The organism is Bdellovibrio sp. MYbb2, from assembly GCF_056175685.1.
Window position 1 is genome coordinate 470,968 of record NZ_JBJKJI010000003.1, and the last position, 24,417, is coordinate 495,384.

At 50.4% G+C, this 24,417-nt stretch carries 22 protein-coding genes; 10 read left to right on the forward strand and 12 right to left on the reverse strand.

What is annotated here, in order from left to right:
- The first annotated feature begins 31 nt into the window (after window positions 1-31).
- A complete protein-coding gene (locus AC04MQ_RS16285) occupies window positions 32-442 on the forward strand; it encodes a thiol-disulfide oxidoreductase DCC family protein (RefSeq protein WP_015091297.1) in 411 nt (136 codons plus the stop codon).
- Here AC04MQ_RS16285 and AC04MQ_RS16290 read toward each other — a convergent pair.
- Window positions 427-846: a (deoxy)nucleoside triphosphate pyrophosphohydrolase gene (locus tag AC04MQ_RS16290; RefSeq protein WP_015091298.1), complete on the reverse strand. Its 420-nt coding sequence runs from the start codon at window positions 844-846 to the stop codon at window positions 427-429. The two genes, AC04MQ_RS16285 and AC04MQ_RS16290, sit on opposite strands and share 16 nt — an antisense overlap.
- 149 nt (window positions 847-995) lie before the next feature.
- Here AC04MQ_RS16290 and AC04MQ_RS16295 point away from each other — a divergent pair, with 149 nt between their 5' ends.
- The 3 genes from AC04MQ_RS16295 to AC04MQ_RS16305 are packed head-to-tail and all read left to right on the forward strand — an operon-like array spanning window position 996 to window position 4,580.
- Entirely contained in the window at window positions 996-2,603 is a 1,608-nt protein-coding gene (locus tag AC04MQ_RS16295) for a Na/Pi cotransporter family protein (protein WP_041577687.1), read from the forward strand.
- Window positions 2,600-2,947, forward strand: coding sequence for a DMT family protein (locus AC04MQ_RS16300; protein WP_015091300.1), 348 nt, complete (start codon window positions 2,600-2,602; stop codon window positions 2,945-2,947). The genes AC04MQ_RS16295 and AC04MQ_RS16300 overlap by 4 nt, the downstream gene beginning before the upstream one ends.
- A gap of 43 nt (window positions 2,948-2,990) precedes the next feature.
- Window positions 2,991-4,580, forward strand: a complete 1,590-nt coding sequence (locus AC04MQ_RS16305; protein ID WP_015091301.1) for a hypothetical protein — start codon at window positions 2,991-2,993, stop codon at window positions 4,578-4,580.
- A 70-nt stretch (window positions 4,581-4,650) separates the two neighbouring features.
- On the opposite strand, the gene AC04MQ_RS16310 is transcribed toward AC04MQ_RS16305, so the two are convergent.
- Window positions 4,651-6,825: a heavy metal translocating P-type ATPase gene (locus AC04MQ_RS16310; protein WP_015091302.1), complete on the reverse strand. Its 2,175-nt coding sequence runs from the start codon at window positions 6,823-6,825 to the stop codon at window positions 4,651-4,653.
- A 5-nt stretch (window positions 6,826-6,830) separates the two neighbouring features.
- Window positions 6,831-7,112, reverse strand: coding sequence for a metal-sensitive transcriptional regulator (locus AC04MQ_RS16315; protein ID WP_015091303.1), 282 nt, complete (start codon window positions 7,110-7,112; stop codon window positions 6,831-6,833).
- A 143-nt stretch (window positions 7,113-7,255) separates the two neighbouring features.
- On the opposite strand from AC04MQ_RS16315, the gene AC04MQ_RS16320 reads away from it, so the two are divergent.
- The 4 genes from AC04MQ_RS16320 to AC04MQ_RS16335 are packed head-to-tail and all read left to right on the forward strand — an operon-like array spanning window position 7,256 to window position 12,438.
- Window positions 7,256-10,381: an efflux RND transporter permease subunit gene (locus AC04MQ_RS16320; RefSeq protein ID WP_475392598.1), complete on the forward strand. Its 3,126-nt coding sequence runs from the start codon at window positions 7,256-7,258 to the stop codon at window positions 10,379-10,381.
- Window positions 10,378-10,776 carry a hypothetical protein gene (locus tag AC04MQ_RS16325; RefSeq protein WP_015091305.1) on the forward strand — a complete coding sequence of 133 codons (399 nt, stop codon included), beginning with the start codon at window positions 10,378-10,380 and terminating at the stop codon, window positions 10,774-10,776. Before AC04MQ_RS16320 ends, AC04MQ_RS16325 begins: the two co-directional genes overlap by 4 nt.
- A 13-nt stretch (window positions 10,777-10,789) precedes the next feature.
- The gene (locus AC04MQ_RS16330) at window positions 10,790-12,007 is read left to right on the forward strand and encodes a TolC family protein (RefSeq protein ID WP_475392599.1); all 1,218 of its coding nucleotides are present in this window, start codon (window positions 10,790-10,792) and stop codon (window positions 12,005-12,007) included.
- A gap of 11 nt (window positions 12,008-12,018) precedes the next feature.
- A complete protein-coding gene (locus AC04MQ_RS16335) occupies window positions 12,019-12,438 on the forward strand; it encodes a hypothetical protein (protein ID WP_475392600.1) in 420 nt (139 codons plus the stop codon).
- An 18-nt stretch (window positions 12,439-12,456) separates the two neighbouring features.
- Here AC04MQ_RS16335 and AC04MQ_RS16340 read toward each other — a convergent pair whose 3' ends face one another.
- From AC04MQ_RS16340 to queA, 8 genes are all read right to left on the reverse strand, one after another.
- A complete protein-coding gene (locus AC04MQ_RS16340; protein ID WP_015091308.1) occupies window positions 12,457-13,026 on the reverse strand; it encodes a DUF366 family protein in 570 nt (189 codons plus the stop codon).
- A gap of 5 nt (window positions 13,027-13,031) precedes the next feature.
- The gene (queC, locus tag AC04MQ_RS16345; RefSeq protein ID WP_475392601.1) at window positions 13,032-13,727 is read right to left on the reverse strand and encodes a 7-cyano-7-deazaguanine synthase QueC; all 696 of its coding nucleotides are present in this window, start codon (window positions 13,725-13,727) and stop codon (window positions 13,032-13,034) included.
- Entirely contained in the window at window positions 13,724-15,451 is a 1,728-nt protein-coding gene (recJ, locus tag AC04MQ_RS16350; RefSeq protein WP_475392602.1) for a single-stranded-DNA-specific exonuclease RecJ, read from the reverse strand. The genes queC and recJ overlap by 4 nt, the downstream gene beginning before the upstream one ends.
- Window positions 15,452-15,460: 9 nt before the next feature.
- Window positions 15,461-16,399, reverse strand: coding sequence for a protein translocase subunit SecF (secF, locus tag AC04MQ_RS16355; protein WP_015091311.1), 939 nt, complete (start codon window positions 16,397-16,399; stop codon window positions 15,461-15,463).
- Window positions 16,400-16,408: 9 nt separating this feature from the next.
- Window positions 16,409-18,103, reverse strand: coding sequence for a protein translocase subunit SecD (gene secD / locus AC04MQ_RS16360; protein WP_041577692.1), 1,695 nt, complete (start codon window positions 18,101-18,103; stop codon window positions 16,409-16,411).
- Window positions 18,103-18,444, reverse strand: a complete 342-nt coding sequence (yajC, locus tag AC04MQ_RS16365) for a preprotein translocase subunit YajC (protein WP_235046093.1) — start codon at window positions 18,442-18,444, stop codon at window positions 18,103-18,105. The genes secD and yajC overlap by 1 nt, the downstream gene beginning before the upstream one ends.
- Before the next feature lie 198 nt (window positions 18,445-18,642).
- Complete coding sequence (gene tgt, locus AC04MQ_RS16370; protein ID WP_015091314.1) at window positions 18,643-19,818, reverse strand: tRNA guanosine(34) transglycosylase Tgt; 1,176 nt, start codon at window positions 19,816-19,818, stop codon at window positions 18,643-18,645.
- A 4-nt stretch (window positions 19,819-19,822) separates the two neighbouring features.
- Window positions 19,823-20,863 carry a tRNA preQ1(34) S-adenosylmethionine ribosyltransferase-isomerase QueA gene (gene queA, locus AC04MQ_RS16375; RefSeq protein ID WP_475392603.1) on the reverse strand — a complete coding sequence of 347 codons (1,041 nt, stop codon included), beginning with the start codon at window positions 20,861-20,863 and terminating at the stop codon, window positions 19,823-19,825.
- A gap of 84 nt (window positions 20,864-20,947) precedes the next feature.
- On the opposite strand from queA, the gene AC04MQ_RS16380 reads away from it, so the two are divergent.
- Both AC04MQ_RS16380 and AC04MQ_RS16385 read left to right on the forward strand, forming a co-directional pair.
- Window positions 20,948-21,796, forward strand: coding sequence for a DMT family transporter (locus AC04MQ_RS16380; protein ID WP_015091316.1), 849 nt, complete (start codon window positions 20,948-20,950; stop codon window positions 21,794-21,796).
- A gap of 71 nt (window positions 21,797-21,867) precedes the next feature.
- The gene (locus tag AC04MQ_RS16385; RefSeq protein ID WP_015091317.1) at window positions 21,868-22,290 is read left to right on the forward strand and encodes a hypothetical protein; all 423 of its coding nucleotides are present in this window, start codon (window positions 21,868-21,870) and stop codon (window positions 22,288-22,290) included.
- Window positions 22,291-22,818: 528 nt separating this feature from the next.
- On the opposite strand, the gene AC04MQ_RS16390 is transcribed toward AC04MQ_RS16385, so the two are convergent.
- Window positions 22,819-24,315, reverse strand: coding sequence for an FMN-binding glutamate synthase family protein (locus AC04MQ_RS16390; RefSeq protein WP_015091318.1), 1,497 nt, complete (start codon window positions 24,313-24,315; stop codon window positions 22,819-22,821).
- Window positions 24,316-24,417: the final 102 nt, after the last annotated feature.

Sequence of the window (24,417 nt, forward strand, 5' to 3'; positions counted from 1 at the left end):
TTGATTATAAGGACTGTAGCCTGTAATTGCTATGGAAAAGGTGGATATATCAATGCGAAATGTGGTCTTTTTTGATGGCGTCTGCCACCTTTGCAATGGTTTTGTCGATGCGGTGATCAGCAAGGACAAGAATCACACTTATCTCTTTGCACCTCTGCAAGGAACAACCGCCGAAGAGGTTCTGAGTGCTCAGGACCGGACCAATCTTGATACAGTGATTTACTTTGAGTCAGGCAAACTTTATTACCGATCCGCTGCAATTTTAAAGATCCTCACCGGTCTGGGCGGAGCCTACAAACTGTTCAGCCTGGCCTGGATCATCCCCGGCCCTTTGCGTGATGTGTTTTACAAACTGATCGCAAAAAACCGCTACTCGTGGTTTGGTGAACGTGAGTTTTGTCGCCTTCCCACGCCCGCTGAGCGCGCTTACCTTTTGCCGTAACTATTCTGAATTTTCGCCACAAACGGACGATCCGCCGCCGACAAGGACATCACATCGATTTCTTCGGGCCGCTGCCACTTGAAGTCATCGTGCTCGGTCAGAACCAGCTCCTCCCCACCCTTCACCGACGCCCAATACACCCTTAAACGGATGGTCTTGGACGGATAGGCAAAGTCCTCTTCGCCAATCAGGTCGTGAACCCGGATATTCAGAGCCAGCTCCTCGGTGATTTCGCGCACCAAGGCCTGCTCAGGGGCCTCTCCGGCTTCCACCTTCCCGCCCGGGAACTCCCAAAAACCCGCTCCGGACTGTTCGGGGCCACGACGAACCACAAGAATGCGCCCCTCGGGGTCTTCCTGTCTTTGAATCACGGCGGCGACGACTAACACCGGCTGCTTGGTCATGAGATTTCCTTTTGTAAGACCAAAGTATATAAGTGGTTTTTGAGTTTTTTAAGGATTTGTTTTACCCTAAGAAAGATTCACGCACAGTATTGGTGCTTCCTTAAGTTGAAGCCCCTTGATAACATCAAAGTTTTGAGGGAACACGCATCATGATCGACTCGGGCAACTCGTACTTTATTCTCCTCGTCAGCGGGGTGGCACTCTTCCTTTATGGAATGAGCATGGCCTCCAGCTCGCTGGAGAAACTGATGGCCGGAAAAATCACCGGCCTTTTAAATCATCTTTCGCAAAGTAAATTTCTGGCCATCCTGACCGGGGTGGTTCTAACGACCCTGATGCAAAGCTCAGGTGCGGTGACATCCATGCTGGTGGGCCTGGGCTCAGCCCGCGTGGTCAACCTGCGCCAGGTGATGGGTGTGATTATCGGTACCGCCATCGGCACCACGCTGACAGTTCAGCTGATCTCTTTGGATCTGACCCAGTATGCACTGCCGGTGTTCACGATCGCCTTTGCTTTCTATTTCAAGGCCAAGAAAACAGTCTTCAAAAATCTGTCCCTGGTCTTTATGGGCTTCGGCCTTTTGTTTTTCGGGATGAAGCTGATCTCGATTTCCTCCCACCACTTTGCTGAAAATCCAATGCTGACTGAGGTTTTCCAAAGTCTGCGTGACAATCCTGGATATTCACTGCTGATTTCCGTCGTGTTCTGCGCCTTCGTGCAAAGCTCGGCTGTGACGATTGGTCTGGCGATGAGTTTGGCAACCGTCAAGGCAATCACCTTCTACGATGCGATGCTGTGGGTGTATGGTGCCAATATCGGAACGACGTCTGTAGCATTGATTGCAGCAGCGGGCGGAAACTATATCGGCCGTCAGGTGGCCTGGGCGCACTTCTTCTATAAAACTTTAAGTGTCGTGATCTTCTATCCGTTCACGCAGATCTTTATCGACTTCCTGATGACGTTCGACACCACTCAGACACGCTCAATCGCCAACGCGCACTTGATCTTTAACGTGCTGTCTTCAATCATTTTCTTCCCATTCATCAACAAGGGTGCCGAACTGATTGAAAAAATGTTCCCGAAAGCGGCGTCTGAAGAATTCGGAACCGAGTTCGTGAATATGAACAACTATCAAAGCTCGGCCCTGGCGATTTCCTATGCCAATCGCGAAATCATGCGCACGGCGGACATTGTTCTGGGCATGATCAAGGACTCCATTCGTCTGTTTGAAACGAATGACCCCAAGGACTTTGACTCCATCAAAGACCGCGATAACAAGGTCGACTTCCTGTATCGTGAAACCAAGATGTTCCTTCTGGATCACGCCAATAAATCCACCACAGTGGTGCACCAAAACGTCATGAACATGATCATGTTCCTTAGTGATGTCGAGCGTGCGGCTGACGCCATCGACATCAATATCCTGGCTTTGGCGATCAAAAAGAACGCCCTGAAGCTTGAGTTCTCTGACGAGGGCTGGGCCGAGATTCGCCAAATGCACGAACAAGTCGTGAAAGTGGCGTCCATGGCCATCAATGCTTATCAGAACAAGGAGCTGGCCGAAGCCGCAATTCAGCTGAAGCGTGATCTGGCCAAAACCGAGATCTCTTTGCGTGAAAACCATATCAGCCGTCTGAATCGCGGACTGAATACGTCGATCAACACAAGCTCCATCCATTTGGATCTGCTGAGTGAATACCGTCGTATCGCAAGTCTTCTGTGCAACCATGCTTACAATCAAAGGTCTCAATCATGATGAATAATGCCCTGGCCCCGATCGGCCTGTTGATCATCTCTAACATCTTTATGACATTTGCATGGTACGGGCATTTGAAGTCGTTGAAATCATCGGCTTTGTGGCTGGTGATTCTGATCAGCTGGGGCGTGGCCTTTTTCGAGTACGTGTTTCAGGTTCCGGCCAACCGCCTTGGGTCCGACCACTATTCTTTGCCGCAGCTTAAGATCATCCAGGAAGTCATCACCATGGTGGTCTTTGCGGGCTTTTCGGTTCTCTATATGAAACAGTCCCTGAAGCTGGACTTCCTCTGGGCGGGTTTATGCCTTGTTGGGGCGGTTTATTTCATTTTCCGCACCCCATAGAAATAAGTCACGCATTTGCCTCATTTTAGGATACGATTAAAGTATGAAGTTCATTTATGTCCTGGAAGATGATGAACGCATTCAGAAGGATCTATTTGAGACCTTAAAAAGCATAGATTCCGGGCTCTCTATTCGCTTTTTCCTGAACCTGGCAGAATTCCACGAATGGCTGAAAATTTCCGTTACTGAGGGACCAAAAGCACTGGCCATCGGTGGGCGCAAGCATGCCGAAGACACGTCTCCGGATGTGACACCGGCAAGTACTCACGAACTGCGCCTGGTGGTTGCGAAAAATGAATTCCTGGGTGTACAGAACATGGGCCTGATCAAACGTGCCCGTGACTTTTTCCTGCGCAAGAAAATGTGCTCTGCCCAGGAACCCACTGCTCTGATTATAACGGCCTTTGACAGCCCGGATTTTGATATCTCTCTGGCAGAAGAACGCATCATCAACAATGTGATTTTCAAGCCCTTCGACAAATTGATATTGCGCCAGCATTTGGAATTTGCCCTGTCCGGCCATCACCCGGTCAGCTCCACCGCTGTGGCTTCCATGCAGATCAGCTCCACCATCGAGATGCTAAAAGAAGTCGAACTTCACAGCATCAGCGAAATCGGCTTTACCACGATCAACAACCACGAGATTCGCCTTGGTGCCATGACCAAGTATTACAGTGAAGCCTTCACCACTGACCACAAGCGGTCTGTGCTGGCCTATTGTCATTCATGCAAAGAAATCTCGCCGAAAGAATTTCTGTGCGAGTTTCTGTTCTTTGGCGCCGACAATCAGCAGCTTAGCCAGATTCGAAAAAACATTCTGACCGACAAAGCCCACTCTTTGGAAACCATAAAAAATTCTTTGGGCAACACCAACCGCATTCTGGTACTGGATGAAGACGTGCCGCTTGCGATCGAAATGAAAACCTTCCTGGCGGAACGATTTGAAAACACCGAGGTCTTCACGTATTCAAACTTTGGCCAGTTGCTGTCTGACCTGGCCAATAAAGAAACACCCAACCGCCAGGAACTGCCAGCGCAGTTTAATATGGTTTTTGCAAACTATGCCGATTTTGAAATTGAAAAACAGAAAAAATGGGAACAGTTGCAGCAGTATCTAAAAGACCGCTGCAAGATCTACAATCTGGAATACAACGAAGCTCCGGAACTGTACATGATCTCGCGCAAGCGACTGGTGGTTGACGAAGTCAAGGCCCTGTCCGCGTGGGTGAAAGAGATCTTCTTTACTCCACTGGACAAGACTTATATCTTTAAAAAACTGCTTAAAACCAAAACGTCCCTGGTGAACAAAACGGAAACGACCATCGCCAGCCACAAGGACAACAGCGCCCTGAAAGTCGCAAATCCAGTCGAAATCACCCAGATTTCAGAAGCCGGTTTGATCTTGAAATATTATCGCGAGATCAGCATCGGCGCCTTCCGCGAATTCGTCCTGTGGCGCCCCGAAGAACTGGAAACACCCGAAATCATCGGCACCGTGAATTACACCGAAAAAGACAAGGGCGGTGGAAACTATTTCTTGAACCACTTCGTCTTTTTCGGAATGAAAGACTACTACCTAAAACACATCCGCCTCTGGCTGCGCGAAGCCTACATCAAAACCAAAGAAAAATAAGTGCCTGGTTGTTTTTTCTGGCAAACCAGCGTTAAACGCGGCATAGCCAGAAAAAACAACCAGGCACCTTTTAGATTTTTTTTCTTTTCAATAGCAGCGAGTTGCTGACGACTGAAACTGAACTCATCGCCATGGCGGCACCCGCAATGACAGGGTTTAGCATTCCCAGTGCTGCCAGCGGAATTCCCAGGACGTTATAGATGAATGCAAAGAACAGATTCTGGCGGATTTTTTTCAGCGTCAGATGCGACAGTTCAATGGCCTGGGCCACGGACTTCAGATCATTTTTCATCAAGGTCACATCCGCCGTTTCAATGGCGATATCTGTTCCCGAGGACATTGAGAAACTGACATCCGCCATCGCCAATGCCGGGGCATCGTTGATACCGTCACCCACCATCGCCACACGCAGTTTTTTGCGCTTCAAGGTGACGATGACATTGGCTTTATCCGCTGGCTTCACACTGTGTTTGTATTCTGTGATTCCAGCCTGACGGGATATCTCTTTGGCCGTGCCTTCGTTATCCCCGGTCAGCATCATTACTTTCACGCCGCGCTTTTGAATTTCGGCAATGGCTTCTTTGGAGCTTTCACGAATACGATCGGCCACCGCAATATAACCCAGCACGCGAGTCTCATCAGCCAGCACCATCAGTGTCTGACCTTTGGATTCAAGGTCCCTCAACAGTTCCTGATTCAAAGAAAAATCCGGAGCCACCCAGGCGCTTTTACCCAGCTTCAGTGAGCGGCCCTGAATACGACCTTCCACCCCTTGCCCCATCACACTCTTGAAACTTTCAACCGCAGCCAAAGGCAAACCTTCTTTTTTGGCTTCTTCCAAAATTGCATGCGCCAACGGATGGGAAGAGCCTGCCTCAAGACTTGCCGCAAACGTCAGAACCTCTTTCTTATCCTGGCCCGAGGTCACATGAACTTCAGTTACCACGGGCTTTCCTTCGGTGATGGTGCCGGTTTTATCCAAAACCAGAACATCAATTTTTTCAGCAAGCTCCAAAGCCTTGGCATCCCGGAATAAAACTCCTGCTTGCGCTCCCTTGCCAATCCCCACAACCACCGCGGTGGGCGTTGCCAGCCCCAAAGCACACGGACAAGCAATGACCAGCACCGACACTGATGAGATGAAAGCCAGAGTCAAATCCCCTGTCCACAGCCACGTGCCGAAGAAAGTCAAAACACTGATCCCGACCACAATTGGAACAAAGACCGCCGAGATTTTATCAGCCAAACGCTGAATCGGTGCTTTGGACCCTTGAGCCGTCGTTACGATTTTAATGATTTGCGCCAACTGTGTTTTGCTGCCCACCCCCGTCGCCTTGATACGCAAACTGCCATCTTGATTTAAGGTCGCAGCATAGACGCGATCGTCAACACCCTTTTGCACCGGCATGCTTTCGCCGGTCAGCATGGACTCATCCACACTGGAAGTGCCCTGCACCACCAGACCATCCACCGGAATGGACTCACCGTTTTTCACCACCACAACATCCCCGGACACAAGTTCACTGATATCCAAAGAGATGACTTCACCGTTTCTTTCTACAAAAGCTCTTTTCGGCTGCAGGCGAAGCAGACCTTCCACCGCCTCGGAAGTTTTGCCCTTGGCCCGGCTTTCCATCAACTTACCCAGCAGAATCAAAGTAATGACCGCAGTACTGGCCTCGAAATACACGTGATGATGATGCCAGTTCATGGCCGTCATCACTGCACTTAAACCGTAAGCCATCGTCGTTCCCAAAGCCACCAGCACATCCATATTGGCACTGCCGGATTTAAGAGCATAATAAGACCCGCGATAGAATCTCCAGCCGATCCAGAACTGAACCGGAGTCGCCAAAATCCACTGCACCCAGCGCGGAATCATCTCATGACCCGCCCCGGTCAGCATCACGGCCATTTCAACCAGGAAGGGAGCTGTCAGAATCGCTGAGATAATAAAAAGACGCAGTTCTTTGCGGTATTCAGCAGCCGCTTCTTCTTTTATCTTTTGTGCGTCGACTTCAGAGTTTACCTCAAAGGCCTGATAGCCCAAATCCTGAATGGTCTTGATCAGGTTTTCGACCGTCAGGGGACTTCCCCCCAGGTTCACCTGGGCTTTTTCCGTCGCAAAATTCACCGTCGCAGTCACGCCCGGCAGGCCGTTTAAGGTCTTTTCAATTTTTCCCGCGCAATTCACGCAGGACATGCCAATGAGTTGCAACTCGGTGCTGTTATCTTGAGTTTCCATAACGCCTACTTACTGACCAGATTCATGATCTCGTCGATTTTTTTGGAGATTTCTTTTTCATCTTTGGATTTGATCGCCGTTTTCACGCAACCATGGACATGGGTTTTCATGATTTCATTTTCCATCGCCTGCAGGGCCTTGGCAGCGGCACGGATCTGAAAAACAATGTCCGGACAATAACGGCGTTCCTCGATCATATTCTGAATGCCATCCAATTGGCCGCGGACACGGTTTAGACGCTTTAAATGACCACTGTGGTCGGGATGCTGACCGGAATCTTTTTTCATGACACACCTCGATTTCAGTTCCAGTATATACCCCCCTGGGGTATCTATTTCAAGGGCCTGGGAAGAAAAATATTTTTCCTCGGATTGTCACAAGGCCAGATACCCCCTCCTAGTAGGGTGTGCGGAGGCATTAAAGTAGACCTATGCTTGATAGAATTATTAAATACTCTCTGACTCATCGTCTCATTGTGATTGCTGTTGCTGCTTTAATGGTGGCCTATGGAGGCTGGGCCCTGGTTCATTTGCCAGTGGACGTCTTTCCAGATCTAAACCGTCCGACGGTCAATATTATGACCGAGGCCCATGGCCTGGCACCGGAAGAGGTTGAAACCCTGGTGACCTTCCCGCTGGAAACAGCCTTGAATGGCTTGCCGGGTGTCGAGCGCGTGCGCTCATCATCCGGTATCGGTCTTAGTGTCATCTATGTCGAGTTTGGCTGGGACACCGATATCTATAGAAACCGCCAGTTGGTGCAGGAAAAAATCGCCCTCGCCAAAGAAAGACTCCCGAAAGACATCTCCCCGACTCTGGGACCAATTTCATCCATCATGGGCGAAATCCAATTTGTGGGTTTAAGTTCGCCGGACAACAAAGTCTCTGGTATGGATCTGCGCACTCTGGCTGACTGGACACTGCGCCCCCGCCTGATGAGCATTCCCGGGGTTTCCCAGGTGATTTCAATCGGTGGTGGGGCTCGTCAGTTCCAGATTCTGATTTCCGCTGAAAAACTGCAAAAGCTGCAACTGACCATGGACGAAGTCGAACACAACCTATCGGATGTGTCGCAAAACTCCACCGGTGGTTTCATCGACCTTAATGGTCAGGAATTCCTGATCCGCAATATCGGCGCAGTAAAAGAAAAATCAGAGATCATGAATTCGGTTGTCGGCATGCACCTGGGCCGTCCCGTTCTGGTGAAAGAAATCGCCGAAGTCGTCGAAGGCCCGCAAACCAAGCGCGGTGACGGCAGCATCAACGGAAAACCGGGCGTGATCCTGAGCATTCAGAAACAGCCGGGCGCCAACACCCTGGAGCTGACTGAAAAAATTGACGAAGCCTTAAAGCAGTTTGCCACCACTTTGCCTGAGGGCGTAGAGCTGCAACCCAACCTGTTCAAACAGGCCCTGTTCATTGAAACCGCCATTGATAATGTCAAGATGGCCCTGCGCGATGGGGTCTTCCTGGTGCTTATCGTGTTATTCCTGTTCCTGATGAACCTCCGCACCACCGCAATCACCATGACGGCGATTCCGCTGTCCTTTGTTCTGACGGCCATCGTGTTTAAGTTCTTTGGTCTTTCCGTAAACACCATGACCTTAGGGGGCTTGGCGATTGCCATCGGGGAACTGGTGGATGACGCGATTGTTGACGTGGAAAACGTCTATCGCCGTCTGCGCGAAAACAAGCTGCTGGCCAAACCCCGCAATTCACTGCTGGTGATTTACGAAGCCTCTTCCGAAGTTCGTAACTCCATCGTGATCGCAACTTTGATCGTGGTGCTGGTCTTTGTGCCTCTGTTTAGCATGTCTGGTATCGAAGGCCGCCTGTTCGTTCCACTGGGGATCTCTTATATTGTATCCCTGCTGGCCTCGATGGTGGTTTCTTTGACCGTGACTCCAGCCCTGTGTTCTTACTTCCTGTCCAAGGGTGAACTGCTGGAACATAAAGACAGCGCCCTTGTGCGATGGCTTAAGAAACATCAGGAACGTTTATTAAATAAAACTCTCGACAATCCAAAACCGGTATTATTGTTTTCAGGTCTGCTGTTTGCAGGTTCCATCGGTTTATCCCTGATTGTCGGCCGGGACTTCCTGCCACATTTCAATGAAGGATCGGCGATGATCACGGTCATTGCCCCGCCGGGAATCTCGTTACCCGAATCCAATAAAATCGGAACCCAAGCCGAACTGATCATCCTGAAAACACCGGAAGTTCTGACGGTGTCACGCCGCACGGGCCGTGCTGAGCTGGATGAACACGCCGAAGGTGTTAACACCTCTGAAATCGAAGTCGACTTTAAAGACGAAGGCCGCCCACGCGCCGTGGTGTTGGAAGAAATCCGCAAAGGACTTGAAGTCATTCCGGATGTCGGCGTGAATGTGGGTCAACCTATTTCCCACCGACTGGATCACCTGCTGTCGGGTGTGCGCGCCCAGATCGCCATCAAGGTGTTTGGCCCGGAACTTCCCACTTTGCGCGCCAAAGGGGCTGAGATCTATCAAGCTATCAAAGATGTTCCAGGACTGGTGGATCTTCAGGTCGAACAACAGGTTCTGATCCCTCAGGTGAAAATTCATCTTTTGCGTGACGAAGCCGCCCGCTACGGAATCACAGTTGGTGATCTGGCGCAGCTTTTGGAAAAAGCTCTGCAAGGCGAAGTCGTGGGTCAGATTCTGGAAGGCCACAAAACCATTGATGTCTTCATGCGTTTTGATGACAAGTCCCGAACGGATCTGGAGCTGATCAAACGCACTCCGGTGAAAATCATGCCTGACGGCAGTCGCATCACGGTAGAAAATGTGGCCGACGTATATGAATCCACCGGCCCGAACATCATCCAGCGTGAAAATGCACAAAGACGCATCGTAGTTCAGGCCAACTCGACCGATCGCTCTTTGGATGAAATCATTACCGACATCAAAAAGAACATTGAATCCAGGGTTTCAATGCCTGCGGGTTACTATGTGGTCTATGGCGGCCAGTTTGAAAGCCAGCAACAGGCTTCGGACATGATGATTGTTCTGGGGTTGATTTCCATTCTGACAATCTTCCTGATCCTGTTTGCAAACTTCAAGTCGACGTTTATTTCCCTGCAGATCATGCTGAACATCCCGATGGCCTTTATCGGTGGTATTATTGCAATCTGGATCACGGGTGGCACACTCAGCGTGGCCAGCCTTGTGGCATTCGTGACTTTGTGCGGGATTGCTTCCCGTAACGGGATCATGATGATTTCCCACTATCTGCATCTGATGAAACACGAAGGCGAAAGCTTCACCAAACACATGGTGGTTCGTGGATCGCTGGAGCGTCTGGTGCCGGTACTGATGACTGCACTGACAGCCATTTTGGGATTGCTGCCTCTGGCCCTGGCTCCTGGAGCCCCGGGACGCGAGATCCTGCATCCTGTGGCTATTGTCATCGTGGGTGGATTGCTCAGCAGCACGCTGCTTGATATGTATCTGACACCGGCGATTTTCTATCGCTACGGCAAGAAGTCAGCTGAAAAACACATTGAAGAAAAAGATAAAGAAGGAGTCCTTTCGTGAAACACATTCTAACGTCCCTGATTGTACTGACATCACTGTCTTTGGCACCCGCAGCCTTTGCCCATGAAGGCCACGACGCTCCTGGCGTGATCAAAGCCCAGCATGGCGGCATCCCTAAAGCTGGCAAGCTGTTCAACATGGAAATGCTGGCCATCGACAACAAAGTCCAGTTCTTCCCGCGGGCCCACGAAGGCGAGACTGTTGATTTCAAAAAAATCAAAATCTCCGGTACAGCTAAATCCCCCAAAGGCAAAGCAACACCAATGACTTTCACCACAACCGCAAATTCCTTCGACACGACTGTGGACTTTGCCGGCGCTCACCGCGTGAATATGGAAATCAAAGTGGACTACGAAGGCAAATCCGACACCTTCAAGTTCCTGGTTGAAAAGTAAAAGGAGCCTTTCTATGAAATGGCAATGGGGCCTATGCGCCCTGTTCTTCAGTCTTCCCGCAATGGCCGAAAGCAGCCTTTCTACGTTGAAAGAGCAGCTTGCGACCAACAATCCTGAGCTGCGCGCCAGTTCTTCGCGCCAGCAGGCGCAAAAGAATCTGGCCCACAGCCAATGGAGCCCGTTCCTGCCCGAGCTTTCCGCAGCTGCGGGCTATGCCAAAGAAAACACTTTGCATGACAAAGACGACGGATATGTGGGCTATCTGAGCGGCCGCTGGAACCTGTTCCGCGGCGGCCAGGACTGGAAAGAAAAAGGCATCGCCGATCAGGAAAGCCGCGTGGCGGACCTTGATCACGACATCACCTCGCGCCGCCTGAACCGCGAGTTGGGCGAAGCTTATTACGAGGCCCTGCTGAACACGCACTTTATTTCTGTGGATTCAGAAAAAATTCAATTCCTGCACAATCAGCGTTCGATGGCGCAAAAGAAAATCAATGCCGGCCTGACTTCCAACGTTGACGCTATTGAACTGGATTTGGAGGAAAGCACTCTTTCTGCCGAAATCGAATCCCACAAAACGGATCTGCAGATTTCCCAGGATGTGATCAAATCCCTGGTCTATTCCGACAGCGTGACGAATTTGTCGACGAAAGAGGCCTTTCCTCGCATCAGCGAAGCGGACTTTGCCAAGACGGATGTTTCCCAAAACCCGGCCCTGCAAAAACAGCAGGCTTTGGAGCAAAGCTCCCACCTGCGTCGTCAAAAAGCACAAGGGGCTTATCTGCCCAGTATCGATCTGAACGCCCAGTATGGCCGCCTGGTACCGCAGTATGAAGATCCCATGGACGGTACCGAGTCCCGGGTTTCCGTGTTGATGACTTGGACATTCTTCTCTGGTCTGGACACCAGATTTAAAACTGCTGCTGCGAAAGAGCTGGAAACATCCCAGGGGTTTGAAAAAGCCAACACCCAGATTCAGCTAAACACCCAAACGGAAAGCCTGCGTAACAAAGCACGTGAACTGCTGGCACTAAGAAGTCTTTTGGAAAAACGCCAGACCCTGACCCAGAAATATTATGACCTGACCCTTTCTGAGTACCGCCGCGGTATCAAGAACTCGTCAGATCTGGCCAGCGCCACCAACAGTCTTTTTGAAAACCGCACCCGCCTGTTGCAGGTGCAAAAAGACCTGGCCGTGCTGAAATTGAAATTTGACGAACTGACAATGTAAGGAGATTTGCCATGAAAAAATTAATTGCCACTCTTGTTCTGCTTCCATCCCTGTCCTGGGCCCATGGCGAAGACAAACCCGGCCCTCACGGCGGGCACATCCTGATGCCTGGCGCTTTCCACACTGAAATCACCGTGGACAAGGATCAAAGCGTGCATGTGTATCTATTGGATATGAACTTTGAAAATCCGACGACCAAGGATTCATCAGTGAAGGTCACCGCCCGCGGTAAAAAAACCACCGTGGCTTATAATTGTTCAATTATGGGCGGAGATCACTATCACTGCATTCCGGAAGGAAAGGTGCCGACTAAAACTGAATTGGTAGTTGAAGCCACCCGCGAAAAAGCGGTCGGCAACGAAGCCATCTACAAGCTTCCACTAAAGGCCCTTAAAGGCGGTAAGAAGCAGGAATCCCACCACCACCACTAAAAAGGTTCCTGGTTCCTTTTAAGGAACCGGGCGGACTTTTTGGGTTGCGATCGTGATGGATTCGAATTCGCGGCGGAAAAGAGCCATCAGGTCTTCGGCAACGCGAACCGGATCCATCTGCAGATCCTGCAAAGACAACGTTTCCACCGGAGTGCCTTTGTTAGTCACGTTCATGGCGAAGTGAACCATCACCGACACCGGAGAACGGGTCGCGATACTGATGCTCAACTTTTTGGTATCAAGATAAATATCATCGCCGTCACGGCGAACTGATTTACCGGTCAAAAGACCCTTTCCGTGGGCCTGAACATAGTCTTTCGCGATCGACGCGAACAGACGCTGCAAAGCCACGCCCGAAAATAAATCGCGATCAAAGACCTCAATGATAAAATGAAGCATTTCATCTGACTGGATCACTGCTTTTTCAAGCAGATCTTCGCCGTCGACCATGTGATCAAACGGAATGGAACAAGCCCCTACCCAGGAAACAATGGAAGGCCCCAGAATTCCGTGATCCAGATACGCAAACAAAGAACGAAGCTGGGAACCGTCATAGGCAAATTTCTTTTCAATAAATGAAGTTTCCATCCGCACTACTCCTTAAAAAGATGTTTCACATCAATGTTGGCTGAAGCAAAAGCCCGCTTGGACCGAAGGCAGGATTCACACTGCCCGCACCACTTGTCACCCGAGAAATAACAAGGCCAGATCAATTCCCACGGAACTTTCAAACCCTGCCCCAAACGCACGATGTCCGGTTTTTTCAAGTGAGCGGTATAACAACCCACCGTCACGTGATTGGATGTCGAATACCAAAGGGACTTGGTCGCTTGTTCCAAAAACTCACGGGAATTATCCGGGAAGGTCGCAGCCTCTTCGGCGTTAAACCCCGGTATCACCGCATCCGCGCCCAGCGCTTCGGCATAGGCTGCGGCAATATTCAAAAAGATCCCGTTGCGGTTTGGAACCCACACGGACTTGGCAGTTTCTTCAGATTTTTGCTGATTATCGATTTCAACGGCTGAACCCGTAGGAACTGCCTGATCCTCGACCAGTAAAGAAGATTTGTTAAAGTCCTTGAACCACGGAAGTTCGACCACCTGATGCGGAATACCCAGGTGTTTCGCGATATTTGCTGAAGCTTCCAGTTCTTTCTTGGCTGCGCGCTGACCGTAATTGAAAGTCAAAGCCAGCACGATTTCATGATGATGCTTGATAGCCTCGTAGGCATTCAACGTCGAGTCCAAACCCGCCGACAAAAGCACTACGACCTTTTTATTTTTTTTCATGTGGTTGCCTTTAAATCCCGAATAAGAATCTGAACTGTCTTTTGCCCGGCAAAATAGTTCCACTGCAGCTCGCCCAGAACATGATAGAACCCAGGCACGTTGGTCAGGGTATCCAACTGGCGCGGAGTCGGCGTGAACAGCAATGCTTCCGCAGAAGCCCCGCCATCCGCGTCAGCAATCCTCAAACGAAGATGACCGCCCTTAAGTTCACGCTTGGACAAGACCTGCACATTGGTAAAATGAATCAAAGGAATCGAGAACCCCGCCCCGAATGGACCGACGAAGTCATACCACTTCATCAAAGCTTCGCTGACTTCAGAAAGACCCGCTTCAACATCATAGAAAATCTCTAGTGGTTTTGGCTTTTCACGCAAATCCGAGAAATGATCCGCCAGTTTTCCCACAAAAGTGGATACCTTGGTTTCAGCAATTTCAAAACCTGCCGCGGCCGAATGACCACCGAAACGGCTTAGCAATTCCTGCGCAGAAGACATCGCTTCCACCAGACAAGCTTCCTGACCTTGTGGCAAACGTGCGCTGCCGACGATCATGCCGTCATCACCCACCGCACCCACAAAGGCCGGTTTGTTATAGACTTGAGTCAGCTTGGTCGCGATCAATCCCAAAACTCCGCGGTGGAAGTTTCGGGAAGCCACAAAGACGAAATCCTGATGAGGCCAGCCTTGAAGTAATGCTTGAGCTTCGGCTTCCGCATCCCCCTGCAACTGCACGCGCGTGGAATTGTTCTTCATCACTTGTCGAACCATATCGCGGGCTTGGCTTGGATCATCCAACAAGAATATATCAATTGGAAGAATGCCGGATTCCATACGAGAAAGCGCATTCAGTTTTGGCGCAAAACGAATCGCCACATCCTGACTGGTCAGAGGTCTTCCGGTCAGATCCAGTTCTTCAAGCAATGCTCGAAGTCCAGCCCGTTTGGTTTCAGCAAGCTTTACCAAACCATGTTTTACCAGCACGCGGTTATCATCGACCAACGGAACCATGTCCGTCAGGGTCCCAATGGTAAAGTAATCCAATACTTCTTTTAAATCCCAATTATTTTTAGGCAGTTGCGGATGATCGTGGAAGTGACGTTTCAATCCTCGCAGCAAATAGAAAGCAACACCTGCACCACACAGATATCCCAATCCCGACGGACAGTCGCCCTGATTCGGGTTCACCACCACAAACGCGGATGGGATGGTATCGGCCGGCAAATGGTGATCGGTCAGGATAACGTCCACACCCAACTCATTGGCCTTATCAATCGCCGCGTGTGCGGTGATGCCGACGTCGACAGTGATGATCAGACTGACGCCTTGTTTTTTTAGTTCTTCCACCGCATGGGCGTGGAAACCGTAACCTTCAGCCAAACGTTTGGGCTGATAGTGCAAGACGTCCGGGAAACCCAAAGCCAGCATGCCGGTTTTTAACAATGCCAGACCGGAAGTTCCATCCAGATCGAAGTCAGCATAAATGCAGATTTTTTCTTTATTCAGGTACGCCTGACCCAGGCGCTCAAGAGCTTGAGACATCCCCTTTAAGACAAGAGGATCTTTCAAATCAGCGAGCTTCGGAAAAAGAAGCTTCTCAACATTGGAAGCTTCGGAAAAACCGCGGGCTGCAAGAACCTTGGTGATGAGCTGCGGCCATTGCCCCTCGACATTCGAGGGGATGACTGGCTCATTTTCAGATTCCCGCAGCGTCCACAAAGGATTCATGAAAATCCCTTAAGCCGCTTTAGCTTTTTTGAACTGGAGCTTGTCCATCAAAAGAACGAAAGGAGCCGCTACGTAGATAGAAGAGTAAGTACCGAAGAAGATACCCACACAGATAGAGAACGCAATGTCTTCAACTGTGCCATCAGCAAAGATATACAGGCAAAGCGCGGAAATGAAAGTGGTACCGGACGTGATCAAAGTACGCACCAACATTTCGTTGATGGACTTGTTGATAACGAACTTAAAGCCCTTATCGTGGTTTCCAGTGTCGATCTCACGGATACGGTCAAATACGACGATGGTATCATTCAGAGAGAAACCAATCAGCGTCATGATCGCAGCCAAAATAGACACATTCACTTCTTTGCCCACCAAAACGAAGACCGCCAAAGTGATCACCGCATCGTGGAACAAGCAAAGTACTGCGCCCGGAGCAAACTTATAGTCAAAACGAAGTGCCACGTAGATCAGGATCACCAGCAAGCAATAGAATACTGCCAGCAAACCATTACGCTTCAGTTCCGCACCAACCTGAGGACCCACGGTATCAATACGGCGAATATCCGGATTGGAAGCCTGGAATTTATCAGTGATGATGCCACGAACTTTTGTCAGATCTGCATTCAGGATTTCATTGGTTTCTTTGTCCGTTTTACCTTCACGACCCTGGAAACGAATGATGAATTCATTGCCTTCACCGAAAGACTGAACACCCACTTCACCCAGATCCAGACCCACAACAGAGTCACGAACCTGGTCGATAGTCACACCCTGGTCGAATTTCACCTGGATCTCGGTACCGCCTTTGAAGTCGATACCGTAGCTGATGCCGTGAACTGCAAGATAAATCAAAGAAGCAATAACCAGGATCAGGGACACGCCCCCGAAGAACCAGGCTTTACCGACGAAATCAAAACGTCCAAATGATTCTGTATTTTTATTAGCCATATATACCTACTAAACCGACAACTTCTTGAAGTTGAATTTATTCACCAAAGTATCAACGATAACTTTGGACACGAACACGTTTGCGAACATGGAAGTCACGATACCGATCAACAAAGTCACCGCGAAACCACGCACCGGACCTGTACCGAAGTACAACAGAACCACTGCTGTCGCAGCCGTCGTCACGTTGGCATCGATGATCGCAGACATCGCACGGTTGTAACCTTCAGCCACAGCCACCTTGATTCCATGACCCATTCGCAGTTCCTCCCGGATCCGCTCATTGATCAGAACGTTGGCATCAACCGCAAAGCCCACGGTCAAAGCGATACCCGCGATACCCGGCAAAGTCAGAGTTGCACCGAAAGTGGTTAGCAAAGCAAAGATGCCCAGGATATTCAGACCCAAAGCAAAGGACGCCACCGCACCCATGGATTTGTAATAAACCAGCATGAAGATCACGATGATCGCAGCGCCAACGTAAGAACCCATTTTGGCTTTACCGATAGCATCAGCACCCAAAGTAGGACCCACACGACGTTCTTCCAACTGCTCCAAAGAAGCAGGCAAAGCACCCGCGCGCAAAGAAGTGGAGATCATTTTCGCCTCATCCATCATGCCATTACGGTCACGACCGCCACCCAAAGTGATGACAGCAGAACCACCCGCAATACGGTCACGGATGCTTGGAGCGGATTTAACAACTTTATCAAGAACGATGGCCATTTGTTTGCCCACGCTGTTGCCAGTCAGGTCCGCAAACTTTTGCGCCCCTGCAGAGTTGAACTGCAAAGACACCTGTGGAGAACCATACTGGTCGTAACCCACAAAAGCGTCATCCAGTGCACCACCGCCCAGATCTGTATCAGTTCTTAGCAGGTAAGGGATTGCTCCGGCATCGATTGTCGCAGCGTTAGGAGCTTTTTCGAAGTAAACAGCCGTTTTTTCCGGAAGTTTGCCTTTCAAAGCCTCATTCACACGAGTCACATAGTCAGAGTACTTGGTATTTTCCATGTTGAAGTTGCCGGCTTTTTCAACTTCGGCAATCATCACCTGAAGCTGTTGGGCGTTCAGTTCATGGGACACGATCATGAAATCCAGTTTCGCAGTTGTGTTGATCAGCTGTTTCGCTTTTTCAGCGTCAGCCATACCTGGCAACTGGATCAGGATACGGTTGGCACCCTGCTGGGAAATGGAAGGCTCTGCCACACCGAATTCATCGATACGGTTACGGATGGTTTCGATGGACTGCTGAATAACGCGGTTTTTATACTCATTCAGGTAAGCATCGAAATAACGAGCCGTCACAGAAGTGTCAGTGGAACCAACGACCTGCAAAACGGTGGAATACTTATCAGTAATGAACTTTTCCACACCGGCCTTGCCAGCGGCATCAGCCACGACAACCTGAATTTCACCGGATTCCGGCTTTTCAGATTTAACGTCAGCATAAGCGACGTTTTCTTTGGTCATTTCGGACTTCATGGTCATGATCATGCGAGTGGTGGATTCTTTAACCACACCATCAACATCCACGCCCATAACAAGGTGCAAACCACCCTGGATGTCCAAACCATAGTTCAGTTTCTGCTTGGAAGGCCACCAGGACACTTCCGACAAGTTAACCAAGTTAGGCAATACCCACACCAAAGATGCGGCTACGCCCAATACTGCTACAAACGTTCTCCAGCGAAGACCTTCCATTATTTCTTTTCCTCTTGAGTTGCTGCTTTCTGAGATGTTGCGATCTGGCTGCGAAGCATTTTCACCTTAACGCCGTCTGCGATCTCCAAAGTCACAAATTGCTCAGTGATGCCTTCTACACGACCCAGGATGCCGGAGGAAGTGACAACTTCGTCACCTCTTTTAACTTCAGTAAGGAACTTTTGGTGTTCTTTCTGACGTTTGGACTGAGGACGAATAATAAGGAAATAGAAGATGACGAAGATAAAGATGAACGGCACAAACATTTCGAAAGCCGATGGCTGACCGCCAGGAGCTGCTGATTGCGCATGAGCTGTGGATACAAGAAGTCCGTATAACATTGATTCCTCCATAAACTTACAATTCTAACTGACGTTAAAATTCAGCATTATTCTTGGGAAGAATCAATACTTTAGTAATAACTCGCTCAAAAAGGTTCGGATGCAAGGCGGAGAGACTTCCCGCAGAGAAGGCGTGCCCCCGACAAATTGCTCCAGCTTCCGCGCCGCAGGCGCTCCAGCACTGCCGGCTGCCGCCGATTAAGAGTCTTTCTTGGCGAAGCGTGTTAAGCAGAAGTCACGGTACTCTGCCCAGCGGCCTTCAGCGATGGCCTCACGCGCCTTTTCCATCACTTTCATATAGAAATGAATGTTGTGGATGGTGTTCAGGCGGGAACCAAGAATTTCCCCACTCATGAACATGTGACGCAGGTAAGACTTGGAATAGTTCTTACAAGTGTAGCAATCACATTCCGGATCCAAGGCAGAAGGATCTTCCTTGTATTCCGAACGCTTGATGCTGACTTTGCCGTTCCAGGTATAAATTGTCCCATTGCGTGCCACTCTTGTAGGCATGACGCAGTCAAACATATCCACACCGGAATCAATCGCGATAATCAAATCCGTCGGAGTGCCCACGCCCATCAGGTAACGCGGCTTATTTGCCGGCATTTTAGGCGCCACATCCGGAAGCAGAGCGTGCATCAAATGCATTGGCTCCCCGACGCTGAATCCACCCAAAGCATAACCCGGAAGGTCCACAGAGCAGATTTGCTCCATGCTCTTTAAGCGGTGCTTCAGGCTTAAGCCACCCTGAACGATACCGAACAGCAGACTTTCCTTGCGGGTCATGGCCGCCTGGGAACGAAGCAACCAGCGATAGGTCAGCGCCATGGACTTTTCGATTTCTTCATCCGTTGCCGGGTATTTCAAACACTCGTCAAAGGCCATGATAATATCAGAACCCAGGTCCATTTGGATTTCCATGGACTTTTCAGGGGAAATAAAGTGCTTCGCTCCATCCAAGTGAGAACGGAACTCCACCCCCTCTTCAGTCATGTTGCGAAGCTGGGACAAAGAAAACACCTGGAAACCGCCAGAGTCCGTCAGGATCGGTCCGTGCCAGTTCATGAACTTGTGCAAGCCACCCATGCGCGCGATGGTTTTTTCACCAGGACGCAAATGCAGATGGTACGTATTCCCCAAAACAACCTGGGTACCGCAGTCTTTCAGTTCTTCCGGAGTCATCGCTTTCACAGTGGCTTTCGTGCCCACCGCCATAAAGACAGGAGTCTGCACCGGACCGTGAGCCGTCATCAAAGTGGCGCGACGGGCATTGCCTTCGGTGGCGTGAACCTTAAATTCACCCAGTTTCATAGTTGCATCTGTTGCTGTGGAATTAGGACCCACGGCTGTGGAATTGTGACCGTCCAACATAACCTCACCCTTCGTGAACTGCCGACTTCGCGGCCGCGACCCAAACTGTCAGATCGCCATAAGAAAAGAGCCGGAACTTTCGCTCAATGGCCCATTGATAGCAAGCTTTTACTCGATTCAAGGAAGAAAATCCGGCGACCAAAGCCACCAAAGTCGACTGCGGCTGATGGAAATTCGTCATCAGACAATCCACCACTTTGTACTGATATCCCGGCTGAATCAGCAGCTTGGTAAAACCACTAAATCCCGTTTCAGACATCACACCCAACAGCCCTTGTGCCGCACTTTCCAGCGAACGACTGGTGGTGGTGCCCAGGGACCAAACGTTACGACCTTCCGCCTTGGCATTTTGCACCGCCGTCCACGTCGCGGCAGAGATTTCAACATACTCTTCGTGCATGTCGTGATCATTCAGATCTTCCGCCGTCACCGGCAGGAAAGTTCCCAAGCCCACGTGCAAAGTGACTTCCAGAACTTTTACTCCGCGGGATTTCAGACCTTCAATGTCATCCGCAGAAAAATGCAGGCTGGCCGTGGGAGCCGCGAAACTGCCAGGACTTTTATTCCAGGCCGTTTGATACCAGGATTCATCAGCATCCACAGTGTGACGCTGTTCCCGGGCTTTTTGAATGTACGGAGGCAATGGCAACTCAGCCACTTTTTGGAAATAGTCTTCGCTGACTTCCTGGCTGAGTGAAACTGTTTGCGGGCGGCCTTTTTGCTGCAAGGTCATCTGCACGCCCAAAGGAAGCTCCAGCACAGAACCGATTTTGAATTTCTTGGAAGGGAACAAAACCTCCCAGTCTGTGGCATTGATCTGTTTCAGGAAAAGGATTTCAACGTCGCCAGAAAAAACCCGGCGCTTCAAAACGCGGGTGTTATTCACGACCAGCACATCGCCTGCCGAAATACGCGACAACAGATCTTTAAGACTGATTTCCTGAGGCTCCAATTCGCCTTCCACCCACATCACGCGGGACGGCCGCACAGGGGACGTGGCAATAAGCTCTTCAGGGTAGGAAAAGTCCAAATCGGTCAGTTTCATAGGTGGGGTTCTGATATCATAAAACCCCAATACGAGGCAGTTTTTTGTGGCTTGGGCCCATGGAAAGGGTTTAAAACAACAGACATGACTTTAGGACCCCTGTTACTTTTACTCTCTGCCCTGCTTCACGCTGCCTGGAATGCCCTTGCCAAGGCCTCTAAAGACAAGGAAAGCTTCCTTTTTCTGACCATTTTACTAAGCGGTCTGATTACAGCCGCCAGCCTGCCGATCAGTGGAACGGGGTTGGTTTTTCCGGACAACCGCGCCTTTGCGATTGCCGTTCTTTCCGGCGTTTTTGAGGGGTTCTATTTCCTGACTTTGTCCAAAGCTTTGCGGGCTTCAAGCCTTGGAAAATCCTACGCCATCATGCGCGGGGGCGCGATGGTTCTGGTATGGATCTATTCCACCGTATTTTTGGGCGAGCGCGCTCACGGCTTGCAATTCCTGGGGGCCCTCTTTGTGCTATTGGGAATTCTAGCGATGAATTTCCAGGATCTGCTGAAAGGAAAAAGACAGAGCCTGAAAAACGACCTCTGGGCCTATATCAGCGCCGTCTTTATCGCCGGATATCATCTGGCCTATCACGAAGCCCTGACCGAAAACACCGACCCCAAGCCTTTATTCATGGTGGCGATGATCGTGTCTTTGCCGTTTTTACTTTACGGCATCCGCAGCGCCCCTTGGCTGCGCCTGAAAGCCACGATGACCTCGCACCCGGTGCGTGTTGTGCTGTGCGGAAGCTTCGCCACGGCTTCGTTCCTGATCTTTTTGTATGGCTTAAAGGTTTCAGCCCCGGGCTTTGCGATTTCACTTAGAAACTCTTCCATCTTTTTTGCGGTTATATTCTCGGTATTCCTAAAAGAGTCCCTGACCCGGACACAAATTCTGGGTGCGGCCACTATCGGACTTGGCGCTTTGTTGCTAAGCCTTTAAAAAAATCTGGACTGTTTGCATAGTTCAGCGTCTCCTATCATTGTTATTTCACAACAAAAGGAATGCTTAACATGAACAAGGTTTCTCTTCGCTTAGGTTTGATCACAGCCGCCACTCTTTTCACCGCAGCGTGCGCCCACCACCCGGATGTTCGCGCCGGAGCTGACGGCGTTCACCGCGTCGTTATCGCCAGCGAAGACACCGACCAAGGTTCCCGCGAAGCCATCCGCCAAGCCAACAGCTTCTGCAAAGAGCGCAACCAAACAGCAGCTTTCATCAACGAGTCCTCCAACTACAAAGGTGACTACGACGAAAAAACCTATAAAAACGCAAAAAAAGCCAGCAAAGCAGCCCAAGTCCTTGGCAGCGCTACGTACGTTTTGGGCGGCCAAACTGAATCCACGGCTGGCGGCATCGTAGGCTTAGGCGGCGCAGTAGCCGACGGAGTCCTAGGAAACGGCTACAACGTAGAAATGAAATTCAAATGCATGTAAGAAAATAAGCGGGGTTGTTGATCCTGCTTAGACACGACGATTTGGGGCCCGAGGAAGGGCCCTGTCGGCGCGCCGTTCGGCACGGCATCCTGCCTCGTCGCTTCCGCCTTCGGCGGAGGGCCATCCTGGCCCCGCGAAGGCCTCTCTCTGGCCGCCAGGGCCCTTCCTCGCTCCCCAAATTTTTGCTATTTACGATTGATCAATGACCCTAATTTTCAGCACCACAAACAAAGTTCAGTACAAAAACAAAAATATAAAACCGAGAGTCACGCGCGGGGGCACGTTTAAAAAACGAAAGCCAAGCTGTATCTAGCAATGAGGGCCTTGAGCAGAGGCCTTTAAGCCTGCCCGAAAGCGGGCCTTCGGTGGCGCATGGGGGAGGTGGGCCCTCCTGTGGAGGGTGCCGACCTCGAACCGGGACGCAGTCCCGGCACCGACTGAGCACGGACGCGTGCCCGCTGTAGCGGCGGGCTTAAAGGCCTCTGCTCAAGGCCCGCCCCGCTCGATTTTTTTTGCTGTCGATTTCTTTTAAACGCCTGGATGGATTTCGGCGTAGGTTTTGATGGTGTCGTCTTCGACACGTTTGTACAGATGGCTGCGATTCAAATCCTGATGACGAGCTACACCCATCGCGCCAATCACGTGGGCTACGGATTCCAAGGTTTCCTGATGGAAGTTCTTCACACGCACACGTTTTGTCGGGATGTGCAGACCGCGAACCAGGTTCGGATCCTGAGTTGCCACGCCGGTCGGGCATTTGTTGTTGTTACAGCGAAGCGCCTGGATACAACCCAGCGCCAGCAGCATGGATCTTGCCGCGTAAGTCGCATCAGCGCCCAAGCACAACAACTTGATGATATCAAAAGCTGTGGTGATCTTGCCTGTGGCGATGACTTTGATTTTGTCTTTCAAACCGGCTTTTTTGAGTGTGTCGACCACAATCACCAAAGCATCCATTCCTGGCATACCGATGTAATTGGTAAACTCTAATGGAGCCGCCCCGGTCCCGCCTTCAGCGCCGTCCACGACGATAAAGTCCGGATAAACTTTTTCAACGGTCATCAGGCTGACCAGTTCTTCAAACTCATTGCGGTGACCCAGGCACAGTTTAATACCGATAGGCTTTCCACCGGAAAGTTCACGCAGTTTGGTGATGAATGCCAGCATGCCGCGGCTGTCGCCGAATGCTTTATGCCCGGGAGGCGAAATCACATCCTTACCCATTGGCACGTTACGGATGTTGGCGATTTCCTGGGTGACCTTTTTCCCGGACAGCATACCACCGTGCCCCGGTTTCGCCCCTTGGGAAAGCTTGATCTCAATCATCTTCACTTGCGGATGAGCCGCGTTTTTCTTGAACAATTCCGGATCGAAATCACCGTCATGAGTGCGGCAACCGAAGTACCCAGTACCGATTTGCCAGATCAGATCGCCACCTGGTTCCAGATGATAAGGGGAAATACCGCCCTCACCGGTGTTGTGCGCAAACCCACCGTCCTTAGCGCCACCATTCAAAGAAAGGATGCTGGCTGTGGATAAAGAACCAAAGCTCATCGCAGAAATATTCAAAAGTGACATGGAATAAGGCTGTTTACACAGATCCGTTCCGATCGTGACACGCAGATCTTTTCGATCCACATGTTTCGGGTACATGGAATGAGTCACGAACTCATACCCTTGCGCATACACGTTGTGCTGGGTTCCAAATGGAACAGTGTCCAACACTTTCTTCGCGCGCTGATAAACCACGGAACGCTGTTCACGATTGAACGGCTTTCCATCGGTGTTGGATTCGATAAAGTATTGATTTATTTCAGGTCGGATGGATTCCAGAATATAACGGAAGTGACCGAACACCGGAAAATTCGCCTTGATCGCGTGGCGATTTTGATGAATGTCGCGGAATCCCAGCAGGAAGAAAGGCACAAACAGAATCAGAGAATACAGTCCTGGCGTCCAATAAAGATAGAACAACACATTCAGACCCAATGCCACCGCAAACGCGATATAAAACTCTCTTCTCATTTCAGCCTCAAGACCCTCTCGCCTTAGAATAAACTGCGCTTTCCGACAAAGTATCGGACACAAAGCACAGCCAATCTAGTCCAACTGGACTGAAAAGGCAAA

Coding starts and splice junctions, on each gene's coding strand:
- AC04MQ_RS16285 (WP_015091297.1), top strand. CDS start 32: ATGGAAAAGGTGGATATATCAATGCGAAATGTGGTCTTTTTTGATGGC.
- AC04MQ_RS16290 (WP_015091298.1), bottom strand. CDS start 846: ATGACCAAGCAGCCGGTGTTAGTCGTCGCCGCCGTGATTCAAAGACAG.
- AC04MQ_RS16295 (WP_041577687.1), top strand. CDS start 996: ATGATCGACTCGGGCAACTCGTACTTTATTCTCCTCGTCAGCGGGGTG.
- AC04MQ_RS16300 (WP_015091300.1), top strand. CDS start 2,600: ATGATGAATAATGCCCTGGCCCCGATCGGCCTGTTGATCATCTCTAAC.
- AC04MQ_RS16305 (WP_015091301.1), top strand. CDS start 2,991: ATGAAGTTCATTTATGTCCTGGAAGATGATGAACGCATTCAGAAGGAT.
- AC04MQ_RS16310 (WP_015091302.1), bottom strand. CDS start 6,825: ATGGAAACTCAAGATAACAGCACCGAGTTGCAACTCATTGGCATGTCC.
- AC04MQ_RS16315 (WP_015091303.1), bottom strand. CDS start 7,112: ATGAAAAAAGATTCCGGTCAGCATCCCGACCACAGTGGTCATTTAAAG.
- AC04MQ_RS16320 (WP_475392598.1), top strand. CDS start 7,256: ATGCTTGATAGAATTATTAAATACTCTCTGACTCATCGTCTCATTGTG.
- AC04MQ_RS16330 (WP_475392599.1), top strand. CDS start 10,790: ATGAAATGGCAATGGGGCCTATGCGCCCTGTTCTTCAGTCTTCCCGCA.
- AC04MQ_RS16335 (WP_475392600.1), top strand. CDS start 12,019: ATGAAAAAATTAATTGCCACTCTTGTTCTGCTTCCATCCCTGTCCTGG.
- AC04MQ_RS16340 (WP_015091308.1), bottom strand. CDS start 13,026: ATGGAAACTTCATTTATTGAAAAGAAATTTGCCTATGACGGTTCCCAG.
- queC (WP_475392601.1), bottom strand. CDS start 13,727: ATGAAAAAAAATAAAAAGGTCGTAGTGCTTTTGTCGGCGGGTTTGGAC.
- recJ (WP_475392602.1), bottom strand. CDS start 15,451: ATGAATCCTTTGTGGACGCTGCGGGAATCTGAAAATGAGCCAGTCATC.
- secF (WP_015091311.1), bottom strand. CDS start 16,399: ATGGCTAATAAAAATACAGAATCATTTGGACGTTTTGATTTCGTCGGT.
- secD (WP_041577692.1), bottom strand. CDS start 18,103: ATGGAAGGTCTTCGCTGGAGAACGTTTGTAGCAGTATTGGGCGTAGCC.
- yajC (WP_235046093.1), bottom strand. CDS start 18,444: ATGTTATACGGACTTCTTGTATCCACAGCTCATGCGCAATCAGCAGCT.
- tgt (WP_015091314.1), bottom strand. CDS start 19,818: ATGTTGGACGGTCACAATTCCACAGCCGTGGGTCCTAATTCCACAGCA.
- queA (WP_475392603.1), bottom strand. CDS start 20,863: ATGAAACTGACCGATTTGGACTTTTCCTACCCTGAAGAGCTTATTGCC.
- AC04MQ_RS16380 (WP_015091316.1), top strand. CDS start 20,948: ATGACTTTAGGACCCCTGTTACTTTTACTCTCTGCCCTGCTTCACGCT.
- AC04MQ_RS16385 (WP_015091317.1), top strand. CDS start 21,868: ATGAACAAGGTTTCTCTTCGCTTAGGTTTGATCACAGCCGCCACTCTT.
- AC04MQ_RS16390 (WP_015091318.1), bottom strand. CDS start 24,315: ATGAGAAGAGAGTTTTATATCGCGTTTGCGGTGGCATTGGGTCTGAAT.